Source organism: Bacillus sp. SCT118, assembly GCF_058566435.1.
This window is the reverse complement of the sequence record NZ_CP191225.1, coordinates 2817345-2835197: the sequence shown is the minus strand read 5'-3', so window position 1 is coordinate 2835197 and position 17853 is coordinate 2817345. Positions and strand designations below refer to the sequence as shown.

Sequence of the window (17853 nt, the reverse complement as noted above, 5' to 3'; positions counted from 1 at the left end):
GTTTAGTGCTGTGACTGAAGACGGCCAAATGTTTCACCTTCTAGGCGCTCAGCAAAACCAGAAATTAAAGCGGAGACGGTTCTTCTGTCCGGTATGCGGGGGAGAGCTAGCTGTGAAGCTCGGACTTCAAAAAGCGCCGCATTTTGCCCATAAACAGAACAAGTCCTGCTCCATAGATATCGAACCGGAAAGCGCCTACCACTTAGAAGGAAAAAGACAGTTGTATGTATGGCTGAAAACGCAACGGGCTTCACCAATATTGGAGCCGTATATAAGGACCATCAACCAAAGACCGGACGTCATGGCAAGGATCAAGGAGCATATGCTTGCTGTTGAATATCAATGCGCCACTATCGCACCAAATGTCTTTCAGAAGCTGACAGAGGGCTTCAAACAAGAAGGAATCATCCCGCAGTGGATTATGGGATACAGCCGCTTAAAACGGACTGCTTCGTCCTTTTATCAGCTTTCAGCTTTTCATTGGCAGTTTATCAATGCAAGTCCATACAGAGAACTGATATGTTATTGTCCTGAAAGGCGTTCTTTTCTCCGGCTTAGCCACATCATACCATTCTACACAAACCATTCTTATTCCTCAGTCCAAACGATCCCTATCCATCGGGCAGGTGTAGACGATCTTTTTTTCACTGAACCGAAACCCTCAATTCAATATTCAGGCTGGACGAAAGCGATTCACCGTTTTCGCCATAAACCACATCGGTTTAACTCAAAGGAAATAAATCGCCTTAGGCTGCTGTTTTATGAGAAACGGCAGACGCCTTTTTCTTTTCTGCCGACTGAAGTGTTTGTTCCTGTTAGTAAAGGGGCAGTTTTTAAGAGTCCGGTTTTTGTGTGGCAGGGGTTTCTTTATTTGTTTATGACGGATCTTGGAGGTAAACGTGCGCCAATTCGTTTTTCAGCCGTTTTGCAGCAGTGCAAACTGCACATTCATAATAAGAACATTGCACTCAGGTTTGAATGCAGCGAAGAGTGTCTTTCAGAAGCGGTTAAACAGTATATTGATTTTTTGTGCAAGAAGGGATTTTTAAGGGAGACTCAGAAAGAAGTATATGTGCTGAATCAGCCTGCAAGTGGCATACACTCAATGCAGGATCTCATAGAAAGAGACCGCAGCTGTTTTATAGAATGAGTTTGTCTTATTTGGCTCACCCTAAGACAAAGGTGGTGGGCAGGCTGTGAAAGGCACAAAAGGAAAGGTTTTTCGTGTTTTTACTGCTTTTTTGGCATTCGTTCTCTTCATTACTGCATATAATTTGACAAAAGGCAGTGAAAAACCGGAAGATATTCACAACACAAGTTTATTGAGAAACAGCTGTTTTTTCAATTGGCTTGAATCAAAGAAGACGAGGGGGATCACCATGGCTGAGGAAAAAAAAGCAAACCAACTGCCTGACAGAAGTGAGGTAAAGGCAGAAGACACATGGAGACTTGAGGATATTTTTCCTAGTGATGAGGCCTGGAATAAAGAATTTCAAGCTGTAAAAGAATTAATTCCGAATTTATCTAAGTATAAAGGAAAGCTGGCAGATTCAGCTGATCATTTATACGAGGCTCTTACGTATCAAGATAAAGTGATGGAGCGGCTGGGTAGGCTGTACACATATGCGCATATGCGCTCTGACCAGGATACTGGGAACTCCTTTTACCAGGGGCTGAATGACAAGGCGGGAAACCTGTATACACAGGCCGCAAGCGCGACAGCTTATTTGGTTCCGGAGATTTTATCCATAGAAGAAGACAAACTGCAGCAGTTCATTCTTGAAAAAGAAGAATTGAAGCTGTACTCTCATGCGATTGAGGAGATTACAAAGGAACGTCCGCATGTGCTGAGCGAGAAGGAAGAGGCGCTGCTTGCTGAAGCCTCCGAGGTACTGGGGTCATCTTCAAATACATTCAGCGTGTTAAATAACGCAGATATAACGTTTCCGTCCATTAAAGACGAAGATGGGAATGAAAAACAGATCACTCACGGCAACTTTATTAATTTCTTGGAAAGTGAAAACCGTGAAGTCCGCAAAAATGCGTTTGACGCAGTGTATAAAACGTACGGACAATATAAAAACACAATGGCCACGACGCTTAGCGGCACTGTGAAAAAGGACAACTTCTACGCGAGAGTGAAAAAGTACAAGTCAGCGCGTGAGGCTGCGCTTTCTAACAACAGTATTCCTGAGGAAGTATACGATAACCTTGTTAAGACGATTAATAAGCATTTGCCGCTCCTGCACCGCTATATTGCGCTGAGAAAGAAAGTGCTTGAGCTTGATGAAGTGCATATCTATGACCTGTATACACCGCTTGTGAAAGATGCGGGGATGAAGGTGACATACGAGGAAGCCAAAGATTACATGCTGAAAGGCCTCGCACCATTAGGGGAAGAATATGCCTCAATCCTAAAAGAAGGACTGGAAAACCGCTGGGTAGACGTTTACGAAAATAAAGGCAAACGCAATGGGGCTTATTCATCAGGAGCTTACGGCACGAATCCGTATATTTTGATGAACTGGCATAATAACGTCAATAATCTCTTTACGCTCGTGCACGAGTTTGGACATTCCGTACACAGCTACTATACGAGAAAGCACCAGCCTTATCCATACGGCAATTACAGTATCTTTGTCGCGGAAGTTGCCTCTACGACAAATGAAGCGCTCCTTGGCGAGTATTTGCTGAACAATTTAGAAGATGAAAAACAGCGCTTATATATTCTCAACCATATGCTTGAGGGCTTCAGGGGAACGGTCTTCAGACAAACGATGTTCGCTGAATTTGAACATCTGATCCATACAAAGGCGCAAGAAGGCGAGCCGCTTACACCTGAGCTTCTGACAAATGTCTATTACGACCTGAATAAAAAGTATTTTGGAGACGGCATGGTGATTGATAAGGAAATCGGCCTTGAATGGTCGCGTATTCCGCACTTCTATTACAATTACTATGTGTATCAGTATGCGACAGGGTACAGCGCTGCCCAAGCATTAAGCAGCCAGATTTTGAAGGAAGGAAAGCCGGCGGTTGACCGTTATATTGACTTCCTGAAAGCGGGAAGCTCACAATACCCGATTGATGTCCTGAAAAAAGCGGGCGTTGATATGACGTCTCCAGAGCCAATCGAAGCCGCGTGCAAAATGTTTGAAGAAAAACTTGATGAAATGGAAGAGTTGCTGATGAAAGTCAAGCAGTCTTAAAAAAGTAAGCCTGTGCGGAAATGACGCACAGGCTTTTTTAAAACCCTTTAAAGGTTTTCCGGTGATTCAAGCGGTAGAGGGTAAACAAAATAGACAGAAACAGCAGAGGAGAGGTAATATAAAGCGGCAGCATATGCATCATGCCTAAGATATTCAGACAGAAAAAAACGGCAATGCACACAATTGAGATCAAAGTAGACATCATGGCGGTCCTCCTCGTCCTTTTTCCTTATAAGGATATGAGTGAATGCACTTCGTTATGTTTTGTGACAAAAATATGAACATTAAGCATAGAGGTTGTCAAAAGTCGACATCTTTTGTTATCATAAGGATGTGAAATTGATCACAAACAAACATTACCCCTTTGTTTGACCGTGAAAAATTTCTCCCATCCCCTTTGTTGTCGTTAAGACATATGAAACCGCGCTTATCCCGGCGCGGTTTCTTTAGCACCAAAAACAGAACGTATGTTTGGTTCGTGGCGTGAAAAAACAGCCTCAAGCATATGCACGCCTGCGGCTATTTTTCACATGATTGATATTCATCAGAATAAGTGCTGAGAGACTTCCAAAACATTCCGTGTTTGGCTTCCACCTTGGCCACCTTTTTAGCAAACGCCAGTTTTTTCATTTCTTTTTCTACCTCTTCAAGGCTCAGGTCATATACAAGAGCAATTTCCTTCGAGGCAACGAAGCGGAAATATTCAATAAAACATTCTAAAGGCGGTGTTTCCGACGGCTTCGGCTCGTCGCCAAGCATCTCAAATAAAATTTCTTCATATACATCATATGAGTAGCTGCCAGGAACTTTAAGCCCTTCATCCTCATGCTGCGTATTAAAAAACGTCAGTGTCGGATTAACAGAAACATCCATCTCAGCAGCAATTTTCATGTCACATTGAAGCGCCTTGACCGCGCTTTGAGAATGCAGATCTTTTTTGAATTCTTCAAGATCGAGACTTGTATTTTCAGCAATCTCCAAAAGCACGTTTTCATCCGTAATATTTTTCTTTGAAACAAATAGGCTCTCCTGCATATTTCTGAGAAATTGCATGCCGGCTTTTCGCCCTTGCAATTCGGCTGCTTTAAAAGCGAGAGCAGCCATATAAGGCGATGAAAGCGGCTGATCCTGTTCGAACCAGACATTGCCATCACATGACATGCCAGAGCGGCTCGCGATCTTTTCCCATGCTTCTGCGAGAAGATGCTTTTTTCGCTTTTTATTTAAAGCGGTAAGGCTTGCGGAAGCGATAATGCGTAAGGTGAAAAAACGTCCGTATCTGATTTTCAGCTTTTTGATGACGGGCTCTAAGGACCAGCATTCAGGACATAAAGGGTCTACAAACATATAAATTTCAAGCGGTTTTTTTGGATGACCGTGGCAATGGGCGAAGTATAGCTCATGCTGATAGTTTGTCAAGATGATCGATCCTCCGCTTCCGTTTGATTCACCATATGCCTTGCTGTCAACTCCAGCCGGCCAAACAAAAACTCACGAATTTCGCCCTCCAGCCCTACATGGTCCATTGCGTCATTCATACAGCTGAGCCACGCATCAGCTCTCTCGTTTGTAATTGGAAAGGGAAGATGCCTTGCTCTGAGCATAGGATGGCCGTGCTCCTCAGTATAAAGAGGAGGCCCGCCTAAATACTGAGTTAAGAATTGCTTCTGTTTCCTGGCGGTTTCTGTCAAATCGCTTGGAAAAATCGGCTTCAGCAAAGGATGAGACGCGACACGCTCATAAAAAGTATCAACAAGTTGCGATAGAAGTTCCTCTCCAATCGCTTCATAAGGTGCGTTAAACGATTGTCCCATGTTGACTACTCCTTTAAATATGGCTAATAGGAATCATAAATCCTATTGCAAAAAGTAATTTTCTGTATTTCATTGTTTCATCTAGGTTTATTTTAGCAACAAGGCATCATTTCTACAAACAAACTGCCTTTTTTGCGTATGATGACTCATTTCGGCTGACAGCCGGGGTTTGTATTTCATATCATATCACATAAAAATCAGGAATGCGTAAGATTTCACTTCGCAAAAAAACCAGAGGGAAAGAGCCCCTCTGGTTACGCGTAATAAGCTGAAGTTATTTTTTTTACGTAGTTTTGCGTTTCTTGGAAAGGAGGAATGCCTCCGTATCGGTCAACATTCCCCGGTCCGGCGTTGTAAGCCGCTAATGCCATAGACACATTGCCGTCGTATTTATCCAGCATTTGTTTTAAATATTTCGTTCCGCCCTCCACATTTTGCTGTGGATCAAGCGGATTGGAAACGCCAAGTGAGCTTGCTGTTGACGGCATCAGCTGCATGAGGCCCATCGCGCCTGCTCCGCTGACCGCTTTTGCATTAAAGCCTGATTCCTGTTTGATGACGGCACGGATCAGTTTTTCATCAACGCCATATTTATCAGCGGCTTTTTTAATCGCACTGTCAATAGAGAAGTCTCCCGAACTGATCTGATTTGCTTCATGTTTGTTTGAAGCTGAATCTGCAGCAGCTGTTTCAGTACTTTCTGCCGCTTTTGTGACTGAACCTGAATTGCTGCTCGTATATGAGTTAAGCCCATACGCTGAAAGCAGTGACGGCGCTGTTGTATTCGCGCTGTTCAGCATGCTTGGCGATGAAGAAGGTGCTGATTGCTGAGATGTCAGACCGTTTGTATATTGGCTGAGCAAAGAGCTAAAACTTGAAAGCGGGCTTTCCGTATTCTGAGTGTCCGAGCTGCTGCGTGCATTAGATATGGACTGTAGTGCCTGAAGCTGAAGTAAAGCTGCCCAATTCGTTACATTCACGATGTCATTCCACCTTATATAGACTTTCGTTTTTCTTCATAAAAACGCAGAATTTTATTTTTGGTTTCGCGCTGAGGAATGCTGAATTGCTGAAGCAGCTTCTCGAAGGCTTGTCTGCCCTCATGCCAATCCGCCGCCTCAAATTCAATTTCATAGTCCTCTTTATTTAAATATCGGCTGTGGTCTAAAACTATTAAGCCTTTTTCTGTTTCTTTTTCCGCACGGTTTGTTGCTAAAGATCCAAAGTATTGAATGGCATTCGTATCGATCTGAAGCTTGTGCAGCTGGTCCTTCACAGGGCCCTCGGGAACTGAAAATCCAGCGAGATCTGATACCTCTGAAAGCTGCTGGTGCGTTTCCAGAAGCCCCACATCAGCCGGCTCCTTTAATGTAAGGACATACTTTCCGTTTTTTCTGCGGATACGAAGCGCAGCATGTTTTTGTTTCAGCGCGAAGCTGTCTGTATCAAAATAATGATTCTTTTGATCTGTAAAATCTTTTTCTGTCAGCTGGAGTGCCGCTGCTATGTTCTTGAATTCTTGTTTGGTCAGCATATTTTTAAATTCGATTTCAATTTCTTGGCTCATGATGCTCTTCCTTTCCGCCCTGTAAATCTTATTTTTACTATTATCTCTTTAGATGTTAGGTTTATCAATATCGAGCTCGATATGATAAAATGAATCTGTACTTTGTTTAAAAAAGGAGAGCATTATGCAAAACAGAATCGAAATTTTGAATGCAACATTATCGGATGATCAGCTTCGCCTTGCCTGTCAGACAGAAGGAAACGAAGCGGAACGCAAGCCGTCAGGTCAAATGCTTGTTGATTCTGACCACTTTGCTTTTGTATACATACTTGAATTAGCTGATTCTTTTGAATATGTCATTATAAAGGAACATGTATGGCCGGAACTGAAGCAGGCCCATGCACAAAAAATACCGGTTGTTTTAGAGGCAGGAGACCAAACAATTGAACTGGCAGGCCTGCATGAGGAGCTGGAATATCTTTTAGAAAATATAAAGGATAATGCAAACTACGGAGAAGAAATGGAAGAAAAAGTGAAACGCGTGTTTTTATAGAAACTGGTTCGGAATTGGGGGATGTATGATGGATGACAAACAATGGGAGCGTTTTTTAGTGCCGTACCGCCAGGCTGTCGAAGAGTTGAAAGTGAAGCTCAAGGGGATCCGCACACTATATGAATACGAGGACGACCATTCACCGATCGAATTTGTGACCGGACGCGTCAAGCCTGTGGCGAGCATACTTGAAAAAGCGAGACGGAAAAGCATACCGCTGCATGAAATTGAAACCATGCAGGACATTGCTGGCCTTAGAATCATGTGCCAATTTGTCGATGACATCCAAATCGTAAAAGAGATGCTTTTTGCCAGAAAAGATTTCACCGTTGTGGATCAGAGGGATTATATTGCGGAACATAAAGAGAGCGGATACCGGTCATACCATCTTGTTGTGCTGTACCCTTTGCAGACGGTATCCGGGGAAAAGCATGTTCTCGTGGAAATACAGATCCGTACACTGGCGATGAATTTTTGGGCGACCATTGAGCATTCATTGAATTATAAATACAGCGGAAACATTCCTGAAAAAGTAAAACTAAGGCTTCAGCGCGCTTCTGAAGCGGCTTCCCGGCTTGATGAAGAGATGTCGGAGATCAGGGGTGAAGTACAGGAAGCTCAAGCTGCCTTTTCAAGAAAGAAAAAAGGAAGCGAGCAACAATAGGTAAAGGGGAAGAAGAGCATGAAATTTGCCGTATCATCAAAAGGAGATCAAGTTTCTGATACGCTGAAAAGCAAAATACAGGCGTATTTATTGGATTTTGATATGGAACTGGATGAAAATGAACCGGAAATCGTTATTTCAGTCGGAGGCGACGGAACGCTTTTGTATGCTTTTCACAGATACAGCGACCGCTTGGACAAAACAGCATTTGTCGGCGTTCACACAGGTCATCTGGGTTTTTATGCCGACTGGGTTCCTCATGAAATTGAAAAACTTGTTCTTGCCATCGCGAAAACGCCGTATCATACAGTCGAATATCCGCTTCTCGAAGTCATTGTGACCTATCACGAAAACGAGCGGGAAGAAAGATACTTAGCTTTGAATGAATGTACGATTAAAAGCATCGAAGGAAGCCTTGTTGCAGATGTGGAAATCAAAGGGCAGCTCTTTGAAACCTTCCGGGGCGACGGCCTCTGCCTGTCAACTCCATCAGGCAGCACAGCCTACAATAAGGCGCTGGGCGGAGCGATTATCCATCCCTCTATCAGGGCGATCCAGCTTGCGGAAATGGCTTCAATTAATAACCGCGTGTTCCGTACGGTCGGGTCACCTCTGCTTCTCCCATCCCATCATGATTGCATGATTAAGCCGAGAAACGAAGTTGACTTTCAAGTGACGATTGACCATTTAACCCTTCTCCATAAAGATGTAAAGTCGATCCGCTGCCAGGTTGCATCCGAAAAAGTGCGGTTTGCGAGATTCCGTCCGTTTCCATTTTGGAAAAGAGTCCAGGATTCGTTTATTGGAAAAGGTGAATAGAAAGAGGACATATCGTGGAGCATTTTTTTATCAGAAAGAACATTACTTCCGCTGAGGACGGGATGACTGTAAAAGAATATGCCGGTGAACTGGGAATTTCGAAACGTCTGCTTACCGATATTAAGTTTGGCGGGGGAGACCTGCAGATTAACGGTGAGCATGTGACGGTCAAATACGTTTTGAAAGAGGGAGATCTTCTTATCGTGAAGTTTCCTGAGGAACAGGTGAGCGAGACGCTGCTGGCAGAGCCTGTTCCGCTCGATATCCTTTATGAGGATGAACATGTGCTTGTGATAAACAAGCAGCCGTATGTGTCATCAATCCCTTCGAGAGAGCACCCCTCCGGCAGCATTGCCAATGGAATTATTGATCATTATCAAAAAAACGGAGTGAGGGCGACAGTACATCTTGTCACCCGGCTAGACCGGGATACATCAGGTGTCATGCTTGTTGCCAAGCATCGATTTGCCCACTCCATTTTATCGTCTGCGCAAAAAAACGGCCTTGTGAAACGCCGGTATGCGGCAGTGGTTCACGGGCGGATGGCACAGATGGAGGGAACAGTCGATGCTCCGATTGGCAGACATCCTGACAGTATTATTGAACGGACGGTAACACCGGACGGCCAGAAGGCTGTTACTCATTTTTACGTCACATGTGCAAATGATGACATGACCTCGGTGGCATTGCAGCTTGAGACTGGACGAACCCATCAAATTCGTGTTCATATGAGCTATCTCGGGCACCCGTTGTGCGGCGATACACTGTACGGCGGAACGAGACAGGAAATTGGCCGGCAGGCTCTGCACAGCGAGCATCTTTCGTTTATCCATCCGCTGACACAGGAGAACATGACGTTTCATGCTCCACTGCCTCAGGACATGAGAAAACTGATAAAAGGAGAGAATCATTGATTCTCTCCTTTTTTATATGGGGCGAAATCTTGATTCGTCGTAAGGCAGGGAGCTTGGAACAGAGACGGTTTCTATTTCTGGAAAGCGAAAGCCTGTCAGTTGATTTCCGAACACGCAGCCTGTATCAATGTTGATGGTGCGATTGACCTTCCGAGGCTCTTTCACAGGTGTATGACCGTATACCACCCAAGCCTTTCCATTATAGGCTGCCGCCCAATCACGTCTGACGGGTCTGCCGTCCGGATATGTTTCACCCGTCACGTCACCGTAAAGCACAAAGTCCTTCACTCTGCGGGTATATTTGCCGATATCGTCAGCTCTTATGCCAGCATGGGCGACAACTAATTCTCCATTATGTAAGATGTCGTAAAGCGGCGCTGTTTCGTACAGCTTCATAAACTGTTCACTGACTGCTTTTCTCTCATCTTTGGAAAGTTCCTCAAGCTCTGCCGCTGTTGTTTCGAGACCATGCATCACTTTTACCGGATTTCCTTTTAAGTAACGATATAATTTATTGCAATGGTTTCCCGGGACATAACGTACAGCGCCTTTTTCGTAAGCGCCTGCTACAAATCGGATGACCTCTATCGATTTAGGCCCTCTGTCAGTTAAATCTCCGGCAAAAACAAGCACCCTGCCTTCTTCGTGGACAGGTACTCCATTTTTGATTGTATAGCCAAGCTTCTGGATTAATGCAGTCATTTCGTCATAGCAGCCATGAATATCGCTGATGATATCGTAAGCCATGCGGTATCCTCCTTACCGATTGTTTTATTTATTATGAAGCAAAGTGTTGTGAGTCATCACAAGCTTTTATGTGCAAATTATAGAAGAATCATTTTCTAAACAGGATTAAGACCATATTACTTTATTTTTCATCATCACCCTTGTTAAAATCGCGTTATGTTTTTTAAAAATGAGGTTTTGTTCTTTGAGTGAGAACTGGCATAACCCTGATCTAAAGAAGGAGGTTCTTATTATGGCGCATACATCTGTCGCATCTTTAGTTGTTGTACTTATCGTTGCATTTTTGACACCCATCCTTTTGCATCGGTTTAAACTCAGCATCCCGGTTGTTGTTGCAGAAATCATTATGGGGCTGATTATTGGGAAAAGCGGCCTTAATTTAGTTGTGGAGGGTGACACCTGGCTCCAGACACTTTCTATGCTCGGATTTATCTTTTTAATGTTTTTAAGCGGGCTTGAAATTGATTTTTCATCGTTTGAGAAAGGGAAGAAAAAGCAGTTCCTGCCGAATGGCAAGGAAGCGCCGAATACGTTTGCTGCGGCATCTATTATTTTTGTCGGCATTTTTATTTTATCATTGCTCTTGTCCTATGGGTTCGTCTTGGCTGGATTTATCCAAAATGCTTTTTTAATGACCCTGATTATTTCAACGATATCGTTAGGCGTTGTCGTTCCAACATTAAAAGAAGAACGGATCATGAATTCAAATATCGGGCAGATTATTTTGCTTGTTGCTGTTATTGCTGATTTGGCCACGATGATTCTTCTTGCTGTTTTTTCTTCTTTATACGGAGAGGACAGCGGAAACATGTGGCTCCTGATGATTCTGTTTGCGGCCGGAGTGGTGCTTTACTTTTTCGGCCGGGTCTTCAAACATCGCTCTTTTGTTCAATCCATGTCAAAAGGGACGATCCAGATCGGGACGCGTGCCATTTTTACGTTAATCATTGTACTCGTTGCCCTGTCTGAATCACTTGGGGCGGAAAATATTCTCGGCGCTTTCTTAGCGGGGGTTCTTGTTTCCCTGCTTTCGCCAAACAAAGAACTTGTTCAGCAGCTGGACTCATTCGGTTATGGGTTCTTAATACCGATTTTCTTTGTGATGGTCGGTGTGAAGCTTGATATTTGGACTCTTTTCCAGGATAAAACAATTTTAATCATGATTCCGCTCCTGCTGCTGGCGCTGTTAGTCAGCAAAATCATTCCTGTCATGTACTTAAAGAAGTGGTATGATAACCGAACCATTTTCGCGTCTGGTTTCTTGCTGACATCAACGCTTTCGCTCGTGATTGCTGCTGCAACAATCGGCCAGCAGCTTCACGTGATCAGTGCAAATATGTCAGGAGCGCTAATTTTAGTAGCCGTCATTGCAAGTATTTTTACGCCGATCTGTTTTAAAAAATTATACAAACGGGAAGAGCAGCCGGAGGAGAAAAAGACGATTACGTTCATCGGCGCCAATCAAATGACTTTGCCTGTTACACTCGAATTGCCAGAGGAAGAGTATGACGTGCGTGTTGTACACGTCTACCAAGAGAATGCGGAGGAAAAGCTGTCAGAATCAGTGTTTGCTGTTGAAACAATTTCTGACTATGAACACGAGACGCTTGAATCACTCGGCATTTTTGAAACGGATATCCTCGTTGTGGCGACAGGAAATGAAGATATGAATGCAGACATTGCATTACTTGCAAAAGAAAAAGGCACAGAAAGAGTCATTGCAAGCGTAGGATCACCGGAGCATGAAGCAGCTCTGAAGGAGCAGGGAATCAGCATCTTTTCTATTCTGCTGTCGACAAAAACGCTGCTTCGCGCACTGATTGAAGCGCCTGGCGTCATGAAGCTGCTCACGAACCAGGAGTCTTCACTGTATCAAATTAATATGGAGAACAGTAAATACGACGGTGTGATTTTACGGGAATTCCCTTTAACAGGTGACGTCATCTTTGTCAGGATTTTCAGAGGTGTGGACAGCATTGTTCCTCATGGGGATACTAGGCTGAAACTGGGAGATCGCTTAATTGTCACCGGATCTCGGGGGTACGTAACGGATCTTAAGAAAACATTGGAAGGATAAATCTTGACCAAATAAGGATTCGTGTTAATATAGAGGTGCAGAACAATTCAATATGTATTCGTTTAACCACTAGGGGTGTCCTTCATAAGGGCTGAGATAAAAGTGTGACTTTTAGACCCTCATAACTTGAACAGGTTCAGACCTGCGTAGGGAAGTGGAGCGGTATTTGTGTTATTTTACTATGCCAATTCCAAACCACTTTTCCTTGCGGGAAAGTGGTTTTTTTATTTTCAGAGGGGGAATGATTTGTGAAGTTTTCAGAAGAATGCCGCAGCGCAGCCGCAGAATGGTGGGAGGGGAGCTTTGTCCATCCGTTCGTTCAAGGAATCGGTGACGGAACGCTTCCGATTGACCGTTTTAAATACTACGTACTTCAGGATTCCTATTACTTAACGCATTTTGCAAAGGTGCAGTCATTTGGCGCAGCTTATGCGAAGGACCTTTTTACAACGGGGAGGATGGCAAGCCATGCCCAAGGTACATATGAGGCGGAAATGGCGCTTCATCGCGAGTTTGCCGAGCTGTTGGAAATCAGCGAGGAAGAGCGTAAGGCGTTTAAGCCGTCTCCTACGGCGTACTCTTATACATCCCATATGTACCGTTCGGTTTTGAGTGGGAATTTCGCTGAAATCTTAGCGGCCTTGCTGCCATGCTACTGGCTCTATTACGAGGTTGGTGAGAAATTACTGCATTGCGATCCTGGGCATCCGATTTATCAAAAGTGGATTGGGACGTACGGCGGTGACTGGTTTAGACAACAGGTTGAGGAGCAAATCAACCGCTTTGATGAGCTGGCGGAAAACAGCACGGAGGAAGTGCGTGCCAAGATGAAAGAGAATTTTGTCATCTCCAGCTTCTATGAATATCAATTTTGGGGAATGGCCTATCAAAAAGAAGGCTGGTCGGAGCGCGGCATAAAAGAGGTGGAGGAATGTGGAGCTTCACGCCATAACGGATAACTGCAAGCCGGTAGAAGAGCTAGCGAGAACCATCATTTCGATTCAGAATGAAGTTGATTTTATTCACATTCGGGAACGCTCAAAATCGGCGGCGGATATTCTGAAACTGCTCGAGCTTATTTTTGAAGGCGGTATAGATAAACGAAAACTGGTGATGAACGGGCGCGTGGATATTGCACTTTTCTCTACTATTCACCGCGTGCAGCTGCCAAGCGGCAGCTTTTCACCGAAGCAGGTCAGAGCCAGATTTCCACACCTTCATATCGGGAGGTCGGTGCATTCACTGGAGGAAGCGGTTCAAGCAGAAAAGGAAGACGCGGACTACGTGCTGTTCGGCCATGTGTTTGAAACGGATTGCAAAAAGGGTCTTGAAGGCAGAGGGGTGTCTTTGCTGGCAGATATCAAACAGCGGATTTCCATCCCTGTTATAGCCATCGGGGGGATGACGCCGGACAGGTTAAGAGACGTAAAACAAGCAGGAGCAGACGGTATCGCTGTTATGTCAGGAATTTTCTCTTCCGCTGAGCCTTTGGAAGCAGCCAGACGATATTCCCGCAAGCTAAAGGAGATGCGCTATGAAAAGGCATTATGAAGCAGTGGTGATTGGAGGCGGAATTATCGGTTCCGCGATTGCTTATCATTTGGCAAAGGAAAACAAAAGCACCGCATTATTTGAAAGCGGAACAATGGGCGGCAGAACGACAAGTGCCGCTGCCGGAATGCTGGGCGCCCATGCCGAATGCGAGGAACGTGACGCGTTTTTTGATTTCGCCATGCACAGCCAGCGTCTGTACAAAGGTCTTGGAGAAGAGCTTTATGCAATATCCGGTGTGGATATCAGGCAGCATAACGGCGGTATGTTTAAGCTTGCATTTTCTGAAGAAGATGTGCTGCAGCTGAGACAGATGGACGATTTGGACTCTGTCAGCTGGTATTCAAAAGAAGAGGTGTTAGAAAAAGAGCCGTATGCGTCTGGTGACATCTTTGGTGCATCTTTTATTCAGGATGATGTGCATGTGGAGCCTTATTTTGTTTGCAAGGCATATGTGAAAGCAGCAAAAATGCTTGGGGCGGAGATTTTTGAGCATACGCCCGTCCTGCATGTCGAACGTGACGGTGAAGCCCTGTCCATCAAGACCCCTAGTGGAGACGTATGGGCTAATCATGTTGTCGTTGCCAGCGGGGTGTGGAGCGGAATGTTTTTTAAACAGCTCGGACTGAACAATGCTTTTCTCCCTGTAAAAGGGGAGTGCCTGTCCGTTTGGAATGATGATATCCCGCTGACAAAAACGCTTTACCATGACCATTGCTATATCGTACCGAGAAAAAGCGGCAGACTGGTTGTCGGCGCGACAATGAAGCCGGGGGACTGGAGTGAAACACCGGATCTTGGCGGATTGGAATCGGTTATGAAAAAAGCAAAAACGATGCTGCCGGCTATACAGAATATGAAGGTGGATCGTTTTTGGGCGGGACTCCGGCCGGGAACAAAGGATGGAAAACCGTACATCGGCAGACATCCTGAGGACAGCCGTATTTTATTTGCGGCTGGCCATTTCAGAAATGGGATCCTGCTTGCTCCCGCAACGGGCGCTTTGATCAGTGATCTCATCATGAATAAAGAGGTCAACCAAGACTGGCTGCACGCATTCCGAATTGATCGCAAGGAGGCGGTTCAGATATGATGCTACAGCTGAACGGTAAAGACGTGAAGTGGGAAAAAGACACAGGTACAATTCAAGACCTGCTGGCGTCGTATCAGCTTGAAAATAAAATCGTTATCGTGGAAAGAAATAAAGAAATAATCGGGAAAGAACGCTATCACGAGGTTGAGCTTTGTGATCGTGATGTCATTGAAATTGTCCATTTTGTAGGAGGCGGATGAGCATGTTAACAATTGGCGGAAAATCATTTCAATCAAGATTGCTGCTGGGCACAGGGAAATACCCATCGTTTGACATACAAAAGGAAGCAGTAGCTGTTTCTGAGTCTGAAATTTTAACATTTGCTGTGCGGAGAATGAACATCTTTGAAGCATCTCAGCCGAATTTTCTGGAACAGCTTGATTTATCCAAATATACGCTTCTGCCGAATACAGCGGGCGCCAGTACTGCTGAAGAAGCGGTTCGGATTGCAAGGCTGGCAAAAGCGTCAGGCCTTTGTGACATGATTAAAGTTGAAGTCATCGGATGCAGCCGTTCCTTGCTGCCTGACCCTGTTGAGACATTAAAAGCGTCTGAACAGCTTCTTGAAGAAGGCTTTATTGTGCTCCCGTACACGTCGGATGACGTTGTGCTGGCGAGAAAGCTGGAAGAGCTCGGCGTTCATGCCATCATGCCGGGTGCATCTCCGATTGGATCGGGACAAGGAATCTTAAATCCTTTGAATCTGTCATTTATTATTGAACAGGCGAAAGTGCCGGTCATCGTGGATGCTGGAATCGGCTCGCCTAAAGATGCGGCATACGCAATGGAGCTTGGAGCGGATGGCGTACTGCTCAATACGGCTGTATCGGGCGCTGACGATCCTGTGAAAATGGCTCGTGCCATGAAGCTCGCGGTGGAAGCAGGACGCCTTTCTTATGAGGCGGGCCGAATCCCGCTTAAGCAATACGGAACGGCAAGCAGTCCGGGAGAAGGTCTTCCTGTATGACGGGCAGGTATTCAAGGCAGGAGCTGTTTGCTCCGATCGGCTCATCCGGCCAGAAAAAATTGAAAGAAGCGCGCGCCGTGATTATCGGCGCCGGCGCGCTCGGAACAGCCAGTGCAGAAATGCTGGTGAGAGCGGGAGTCGGCTCTGTGAAAATTGCCGACAGAGATTATGTGGAATGGAGCAACCTCCAGCGCCAGCAGCTGTATACAGAAAATGATGTCAAAAAAGAAATGCCGAAAGCAGCCGCTGCGGAGCGCCGTCTCCGTTCGATTAACAGCGATGTTGATGTGACCGGCCTTGTCATGGATGTGACAGCAGAAAATATCTTCGAGCTGATTAGGGATGCATCGATTATTGTGGATGCGGCTGATAATTTTGAAACCCGCCTGATCGTAAATGATGCTGCGGTAAAGGAAGGGATTCCTTTTCTTTATGGTGCCTGTGTAGGGAGCTACGGCCTCACCTTTACCGTGGTGCCGGGTTCTACTCCTTGCCTGCATTGCTTGCTCGATACACTTCCGATTGGCGGAGCAACATGTGACACAGCCGGCATCATCAGTCCGGCTGTTTTGCAGGTAGCAGTCTTTCAGGTAACAGATGCGTTGAAGCTGCTGACGGGAGAGGAGTGCGAGCCGGTGCTGCGCTCCTTTGACTTGTGGAAAAACGAGCGGTCAGAAGTGAGAGCGGCCAGTCTCAAACATGACGCATGCCCAAGCTGCGGCACAAAGGATTTTCCGTTTTTGTCATATGAAAATCAAACAAAAGCGGCTGTATTGTGCGGCAGGAACACGGTGCAGATCAGATCATCTGTTACAAAAGAAGCGGATCTTGAAGCGCTTGCCGGTCAGCTGAGACAGGCCGGGCTTGAAGTGGCTGCGAACCCGTATTTAATTTCTTGCCGCTCGGATGATATGAAAATGGTGCTGTTCCGGGACGGCAGAGCTTTGATCCATGGAACAAATGATGTTGCCCGGGCAAAATCCATTTATCATAAATGGATCGGGTAATAAAAGGAGTGTAGTGTAGTGAGTATATATAAAGCATTGACAATCGCCGGATCAGATTCAGGCGGCGGCGCGGGGATACAGGCTGATATTAAAACCTTTCAAGAGCTTGATGTATTCGGAATGTCTGCGATTACGGCGGTAACCGCTCAAAATACGCTTGGCGTTCATGGGGTGCATCCGCTGACTGTAGAGGCGTTGAGACAGCAAATTGACGCTGTTGCTGAGGATTTGAGGCCGGATGCAGTAAAAACGGGAATGCTCTGGAATGCCGACATGATTGAAGAAGTGGCGAGAAAAATTGACGAGTACGGATTCAATCGTGTAATTGTTGATCCGGTTATGATCGCAAAGGGCGGGGCATCCTTGCTGCGTGATGAGTCAGTTGCCACCTTAAAGGAGTTGCTCATTCCAAGAAGCTACGCGATTACGCCGAATGTCCCGGAAGCAGAAACGCTGACAGGAATGACAATCAGCTCGCTGGATGACCGGAAAAAAGCAGCAGAGCAGCTCGTCAAGATGGGTGCGCAGCATGTCATTATCAAAGGCGGGCACCAGCCTGAGGACAATCACATTACTGACCTTCTTTTTGATGGCAGCATGTTTATGCAAATCACCCATCCTTATATCAATACGAAGCATACGCATGGCACAGGCTGCACCTTTGCTGCGGCTTTAACGGCCCAAACGGCTAAAGGAGACAGCATCCATCAGGCATTTGAGGTTGCGGCCAACTTTGTCCGCGAAGCGGTGGAAAATACGCTTGGCATCGGGTCGGGACACGGGCCGACAAACCATTTCGCTTTTAAACGAAATAGCTTAAATACAAGCCGATGAGATCACCAGCTGATGGTGATCTCTTTTGCGTTTGCTACGGTATGCGCTTTTCATCTGGACAAGGTTATGATATGATAGGAATTAAGATCAGGTACTA

20 protein-coding genes and 1 riboswitch are annotated in these 17853 nt (G+C 45.5%); of the genes, 14 read left to right on the top strand and 6 right to left on the bottom strand.

Translation table 11 applies throughout. From position 1 onward, the window contains the following. Positions 1 to 28 precede the first annotated feature (28 nt). Complete coding sequence (gene coiA / locus ACQVGT_RS14510; protein WP_236822450.1) at positions 29 to 1150, top strand: competence protein CoiA; 1122 nt, start codon at positions 29 to 31, stop codon at positions 1148 to 1150. A 229-nt stretch (positions 1151 to 1379) separates the two neighbouring features. Further along, a complete protein-coding gene (pepF, locus tag ACQVGT_RS14505) occupies positions 1380 to 3209 on the top strand; it encodes an oligoendopeptidase F (RefSeq protein ID WP_003245178.1) in 1830 nt (609 codons plus the stop codon). A 37-nt stretch (positions 3210 to 3246) separates the two neighbouring features. Here the strand turns inward: pepF and ACQVGT_RS14500 are convergent, their stop codons facing one another. The 5 genes from ACQVGT_RS14500 to ACQVGT_RS14480 all read right to left on the bottom strand — a co-directional run bounded on the left by ACQVGT_RS14500 (position 3247) and on the right by ACQVGT_RS14480 (position 6590). After that, on the bottom strand, positions 3247 to 3414 hold the full coding sequence (locus tag ACQVGT_RS14500) for a hypothetical protein (RefSeq protein ID WP_003244944.1): 168 nt from the start codon (positions 3412 to 3414) through the stop codon (positions 3247 to 3249). A gap of 314 nt (positions 3415 to 3728) precedes the next feature. Continuing rightward, positions 3729 to 4628, bottom strand: coding sequence for a protease adaptor protein SpxH (spxH, locus tag ACQVGT_RS14495; protein WP_003245184.1), 900 nt, complete (start codon positions 4626 to 4628; stop codon positions 3729 to 3731). After that, positions 4625 to 5023: a globin domain-containing protein gene (locus ACQVGT_RS14490; RefSeq protein ID WP_015383357.1), complete on the bottom strand. Its 399-nt coding sequence runs from the start codon at positions 5021 to 5023 to the stop codon at positions 4625 to 4627. Before ACQVGT_RS14490 ends, spxH begins: the two co-directional genes overlap by 4 nt. Before the next feature lie 254 nt (positions 5024 to 5277). Further along, a complete protein-coding gene (cwlQ, locus tag ACQVGT_RS14485; RefSeq protein ID WP_015383358.1) occupies positions 5278 to 6003 on the bottom strand; it encodes a bifunctional muramidase/murein lytic transglycosylase in 726 nt (241 codons plus the stop codon). 14 nt (positions 6004 to 6017) lie between these two features. Next, the gene (locus ACQVGT_RS14480; RefSeq protein ID WP_015383359.1) at positions 6018 to 6590 is read right to left on the bottom strand and encodes a CYTH domain-containing protein; all 573 of its coding nucleotides are present in this window, start codon (positions 6588 to 6590) and stop codon (positions 6018 to 6020) included. A 124-nt stretch (positions 6591 to 6714) separates the two neighbouring features. On the opposite strand from ACQVGT_RS14480, the gene ACQVGT_RS14475 reads away from it, so the two are divergent. The 4 genes from ACQVGT_RS14475 to ACQVGT_RS14460 are packed head-to-tail and all read left to right on the top strand — an operon-like array spanning position 6715 to position 9480. Beyond that, positions 6715 to 7083: a UPF0738 family protein gene (locus ACQVGT_RS14475; protein ID WP_003232922.1), complete on the top strand. Its 369-nt coding sequence runs from the start codon at positions 6715 to 6717 to the stop codon at positions 7081 to 7083. Between the two features lie 28 nt (positions 7084 to 7111). Then, positions 7112 to 7747 carry a GTP diphosphokinase gene (yjbM, locus tag ACQVGT_RS14470; RefSeq protein ID WP_003245294.1) on the top strand — a complete coding sequence of 212 codons (636 nt, stop codon included), beginning with the start codon at positions 7112 to 7114 and terminating at the stop codon, positions 7745 to 7747. Positions 7748 to 7765: 18 nt separating this feature from the next. Further along, positions 7766 to 8566, top strand: coding sequence for an NAD kinase (locus ACQVGT_RS14465; protein WP_003232918.1), 801 nt, complete (start codon positions 7766 to 7768; stop codon positions 8564 to 8566). A gap of 14 nt (positions 8567 to 8580) precedes the next feature. Then, positions 8581 to 9480, top strand: a complete 900-nt coding sequence (locus tag ACQVGT_RS14460; protein WP_015383360.1) for an RluA family pseudouridine synthase — start codon at positions 8581 to 8583, stop codon at positions 9478 to 9480. Positions 9481 to 9492: 12 nt separating this feature from the next. On the opposite strand, the gene prpE is transcribed toward ACQVGT_RS14460, so the two are convergent. Then, complete coding sequence (gene prpE, locus ACQVGT_RS14455) at positions 9493 to 10227, bottom strand: bis(5'-nucleosyl)-tetraphosphatase PrpE (RefSeq protein ID WP_015383361.1); 735 nt, start codon at positions 10225 to 10227, stop codon at positions 9493 to 9495. 232 nt (positions 10228 to 10459) lie between these two features. Between prpE and ACQVGT_RS14450 the strand changes: the two genes are divergently transcribed. The 8 genes from ACQVGT_RS14450 (at position 10460) to thiD (ending at position 17756) form a co-directional block, all read left to right on the top strand. Further along, entirely contained in the window at positions 10460 to 12304 is a 1845-nt protein-coding gene (locus tag ACQVGT_RS14450; protein ID WP_015383362.1) for a monovalent cation:proton antiporter family protein, read from the top strand. 61 nt (positions 12305 to 12365) lie between these two features. Then, positions 12366 to 12474: riboswitch (TPP riboswitch) on the top strand. A 78-nt stretch (positions 12475 to 12552) separates the two neighbouring features. Beyond that, positions 12553 to 13263, top strand: coding sequence for a thiaminase II (gene tenA, locus ACQVGT_RS14445; protein WP_015383363.1), 711 nt, complete (start codon positions 12553 to 12555; stop codon positions 13261 to 13263). Further along, the gene (gene tenI / locus ACQVGT_RS14440; protein ID WP_015383364.1) at positions 13238 to 13855 is read left to right on the top strand and encodes a thiazole tautomerase TenI; all 618 of its coding nucleotides are present in this window, start codon (positions 13238 to 13240) and stop codon (positions 13853 to 13855) included. Before tenA ends, tenI begins: the two co-directional genes overlap by 26 nt. Beyond that, positions 13839 to 14948, top strand: coding sequence for a glycine oxidase ThiO (gene thiO, locus ACQVGT_RS14435; protein WP_015383365.1), 1110 nt, complete (start codon positions 13839 to 13841; stop codon positions 14946 to 14948). The genes tenI and thiO overlap by 17 nt, the downstream gene beginning before the upstream one ends. Next, complete coding sequence (gene thiS, locus ACQVGT_RS14430) at positions 14948 to 15148, top strand: sulfur carrier protein ThiS (RefSeq protein WP_072173897.1); 201 nt, start codon at positions 14948 to 14950, stop codon at positions 15146 to 15148. Before thiO ends, thiS begins: the two co-directional genes overlap by 1 nt. Further along, positions 15145 to 15915, top strand: coding sequence for a thiazole synthase (gene thiG / locus ACQVGT_RS14425; RefSeq protein ID WP_080030657.1), 771 nt, complete (start codon positions 15145 to 15147; stop codon positions 15913 to 15915). Before thiS ends, thiG begins: the two co-directional genes overlap by 4 nt. Beyond that, a complete protein-coding gene (gene thiF, locus ACQVGT_RS14420) occupies positions 15912 to 16922 on the top strand; it encodes a thiazole biosynthesis adenylyltransferase ThiF (protein WP_015383367.1) in 1011 nt (336 codons plus the stop codon). Before thiG ends, thiF begins: the two co-directional genes overlap by 4 nt. 18 nt (positions 16923 to 16940) lie before the next feature. Then, a complete protein-coding gene (thiD, locus tag ACQVGT_RS14415; protein WP_014479462.1) occupies positions 16941 to 17756 on the top strand; it encodes a bifunctional hydroxymethylpyrimidine kinase/phosphomethylpyrimidine kinase in 816 nt (271 codons plus the stop codon). Positions 17757 to 17853: the final 97 nt, after the last annotated feature.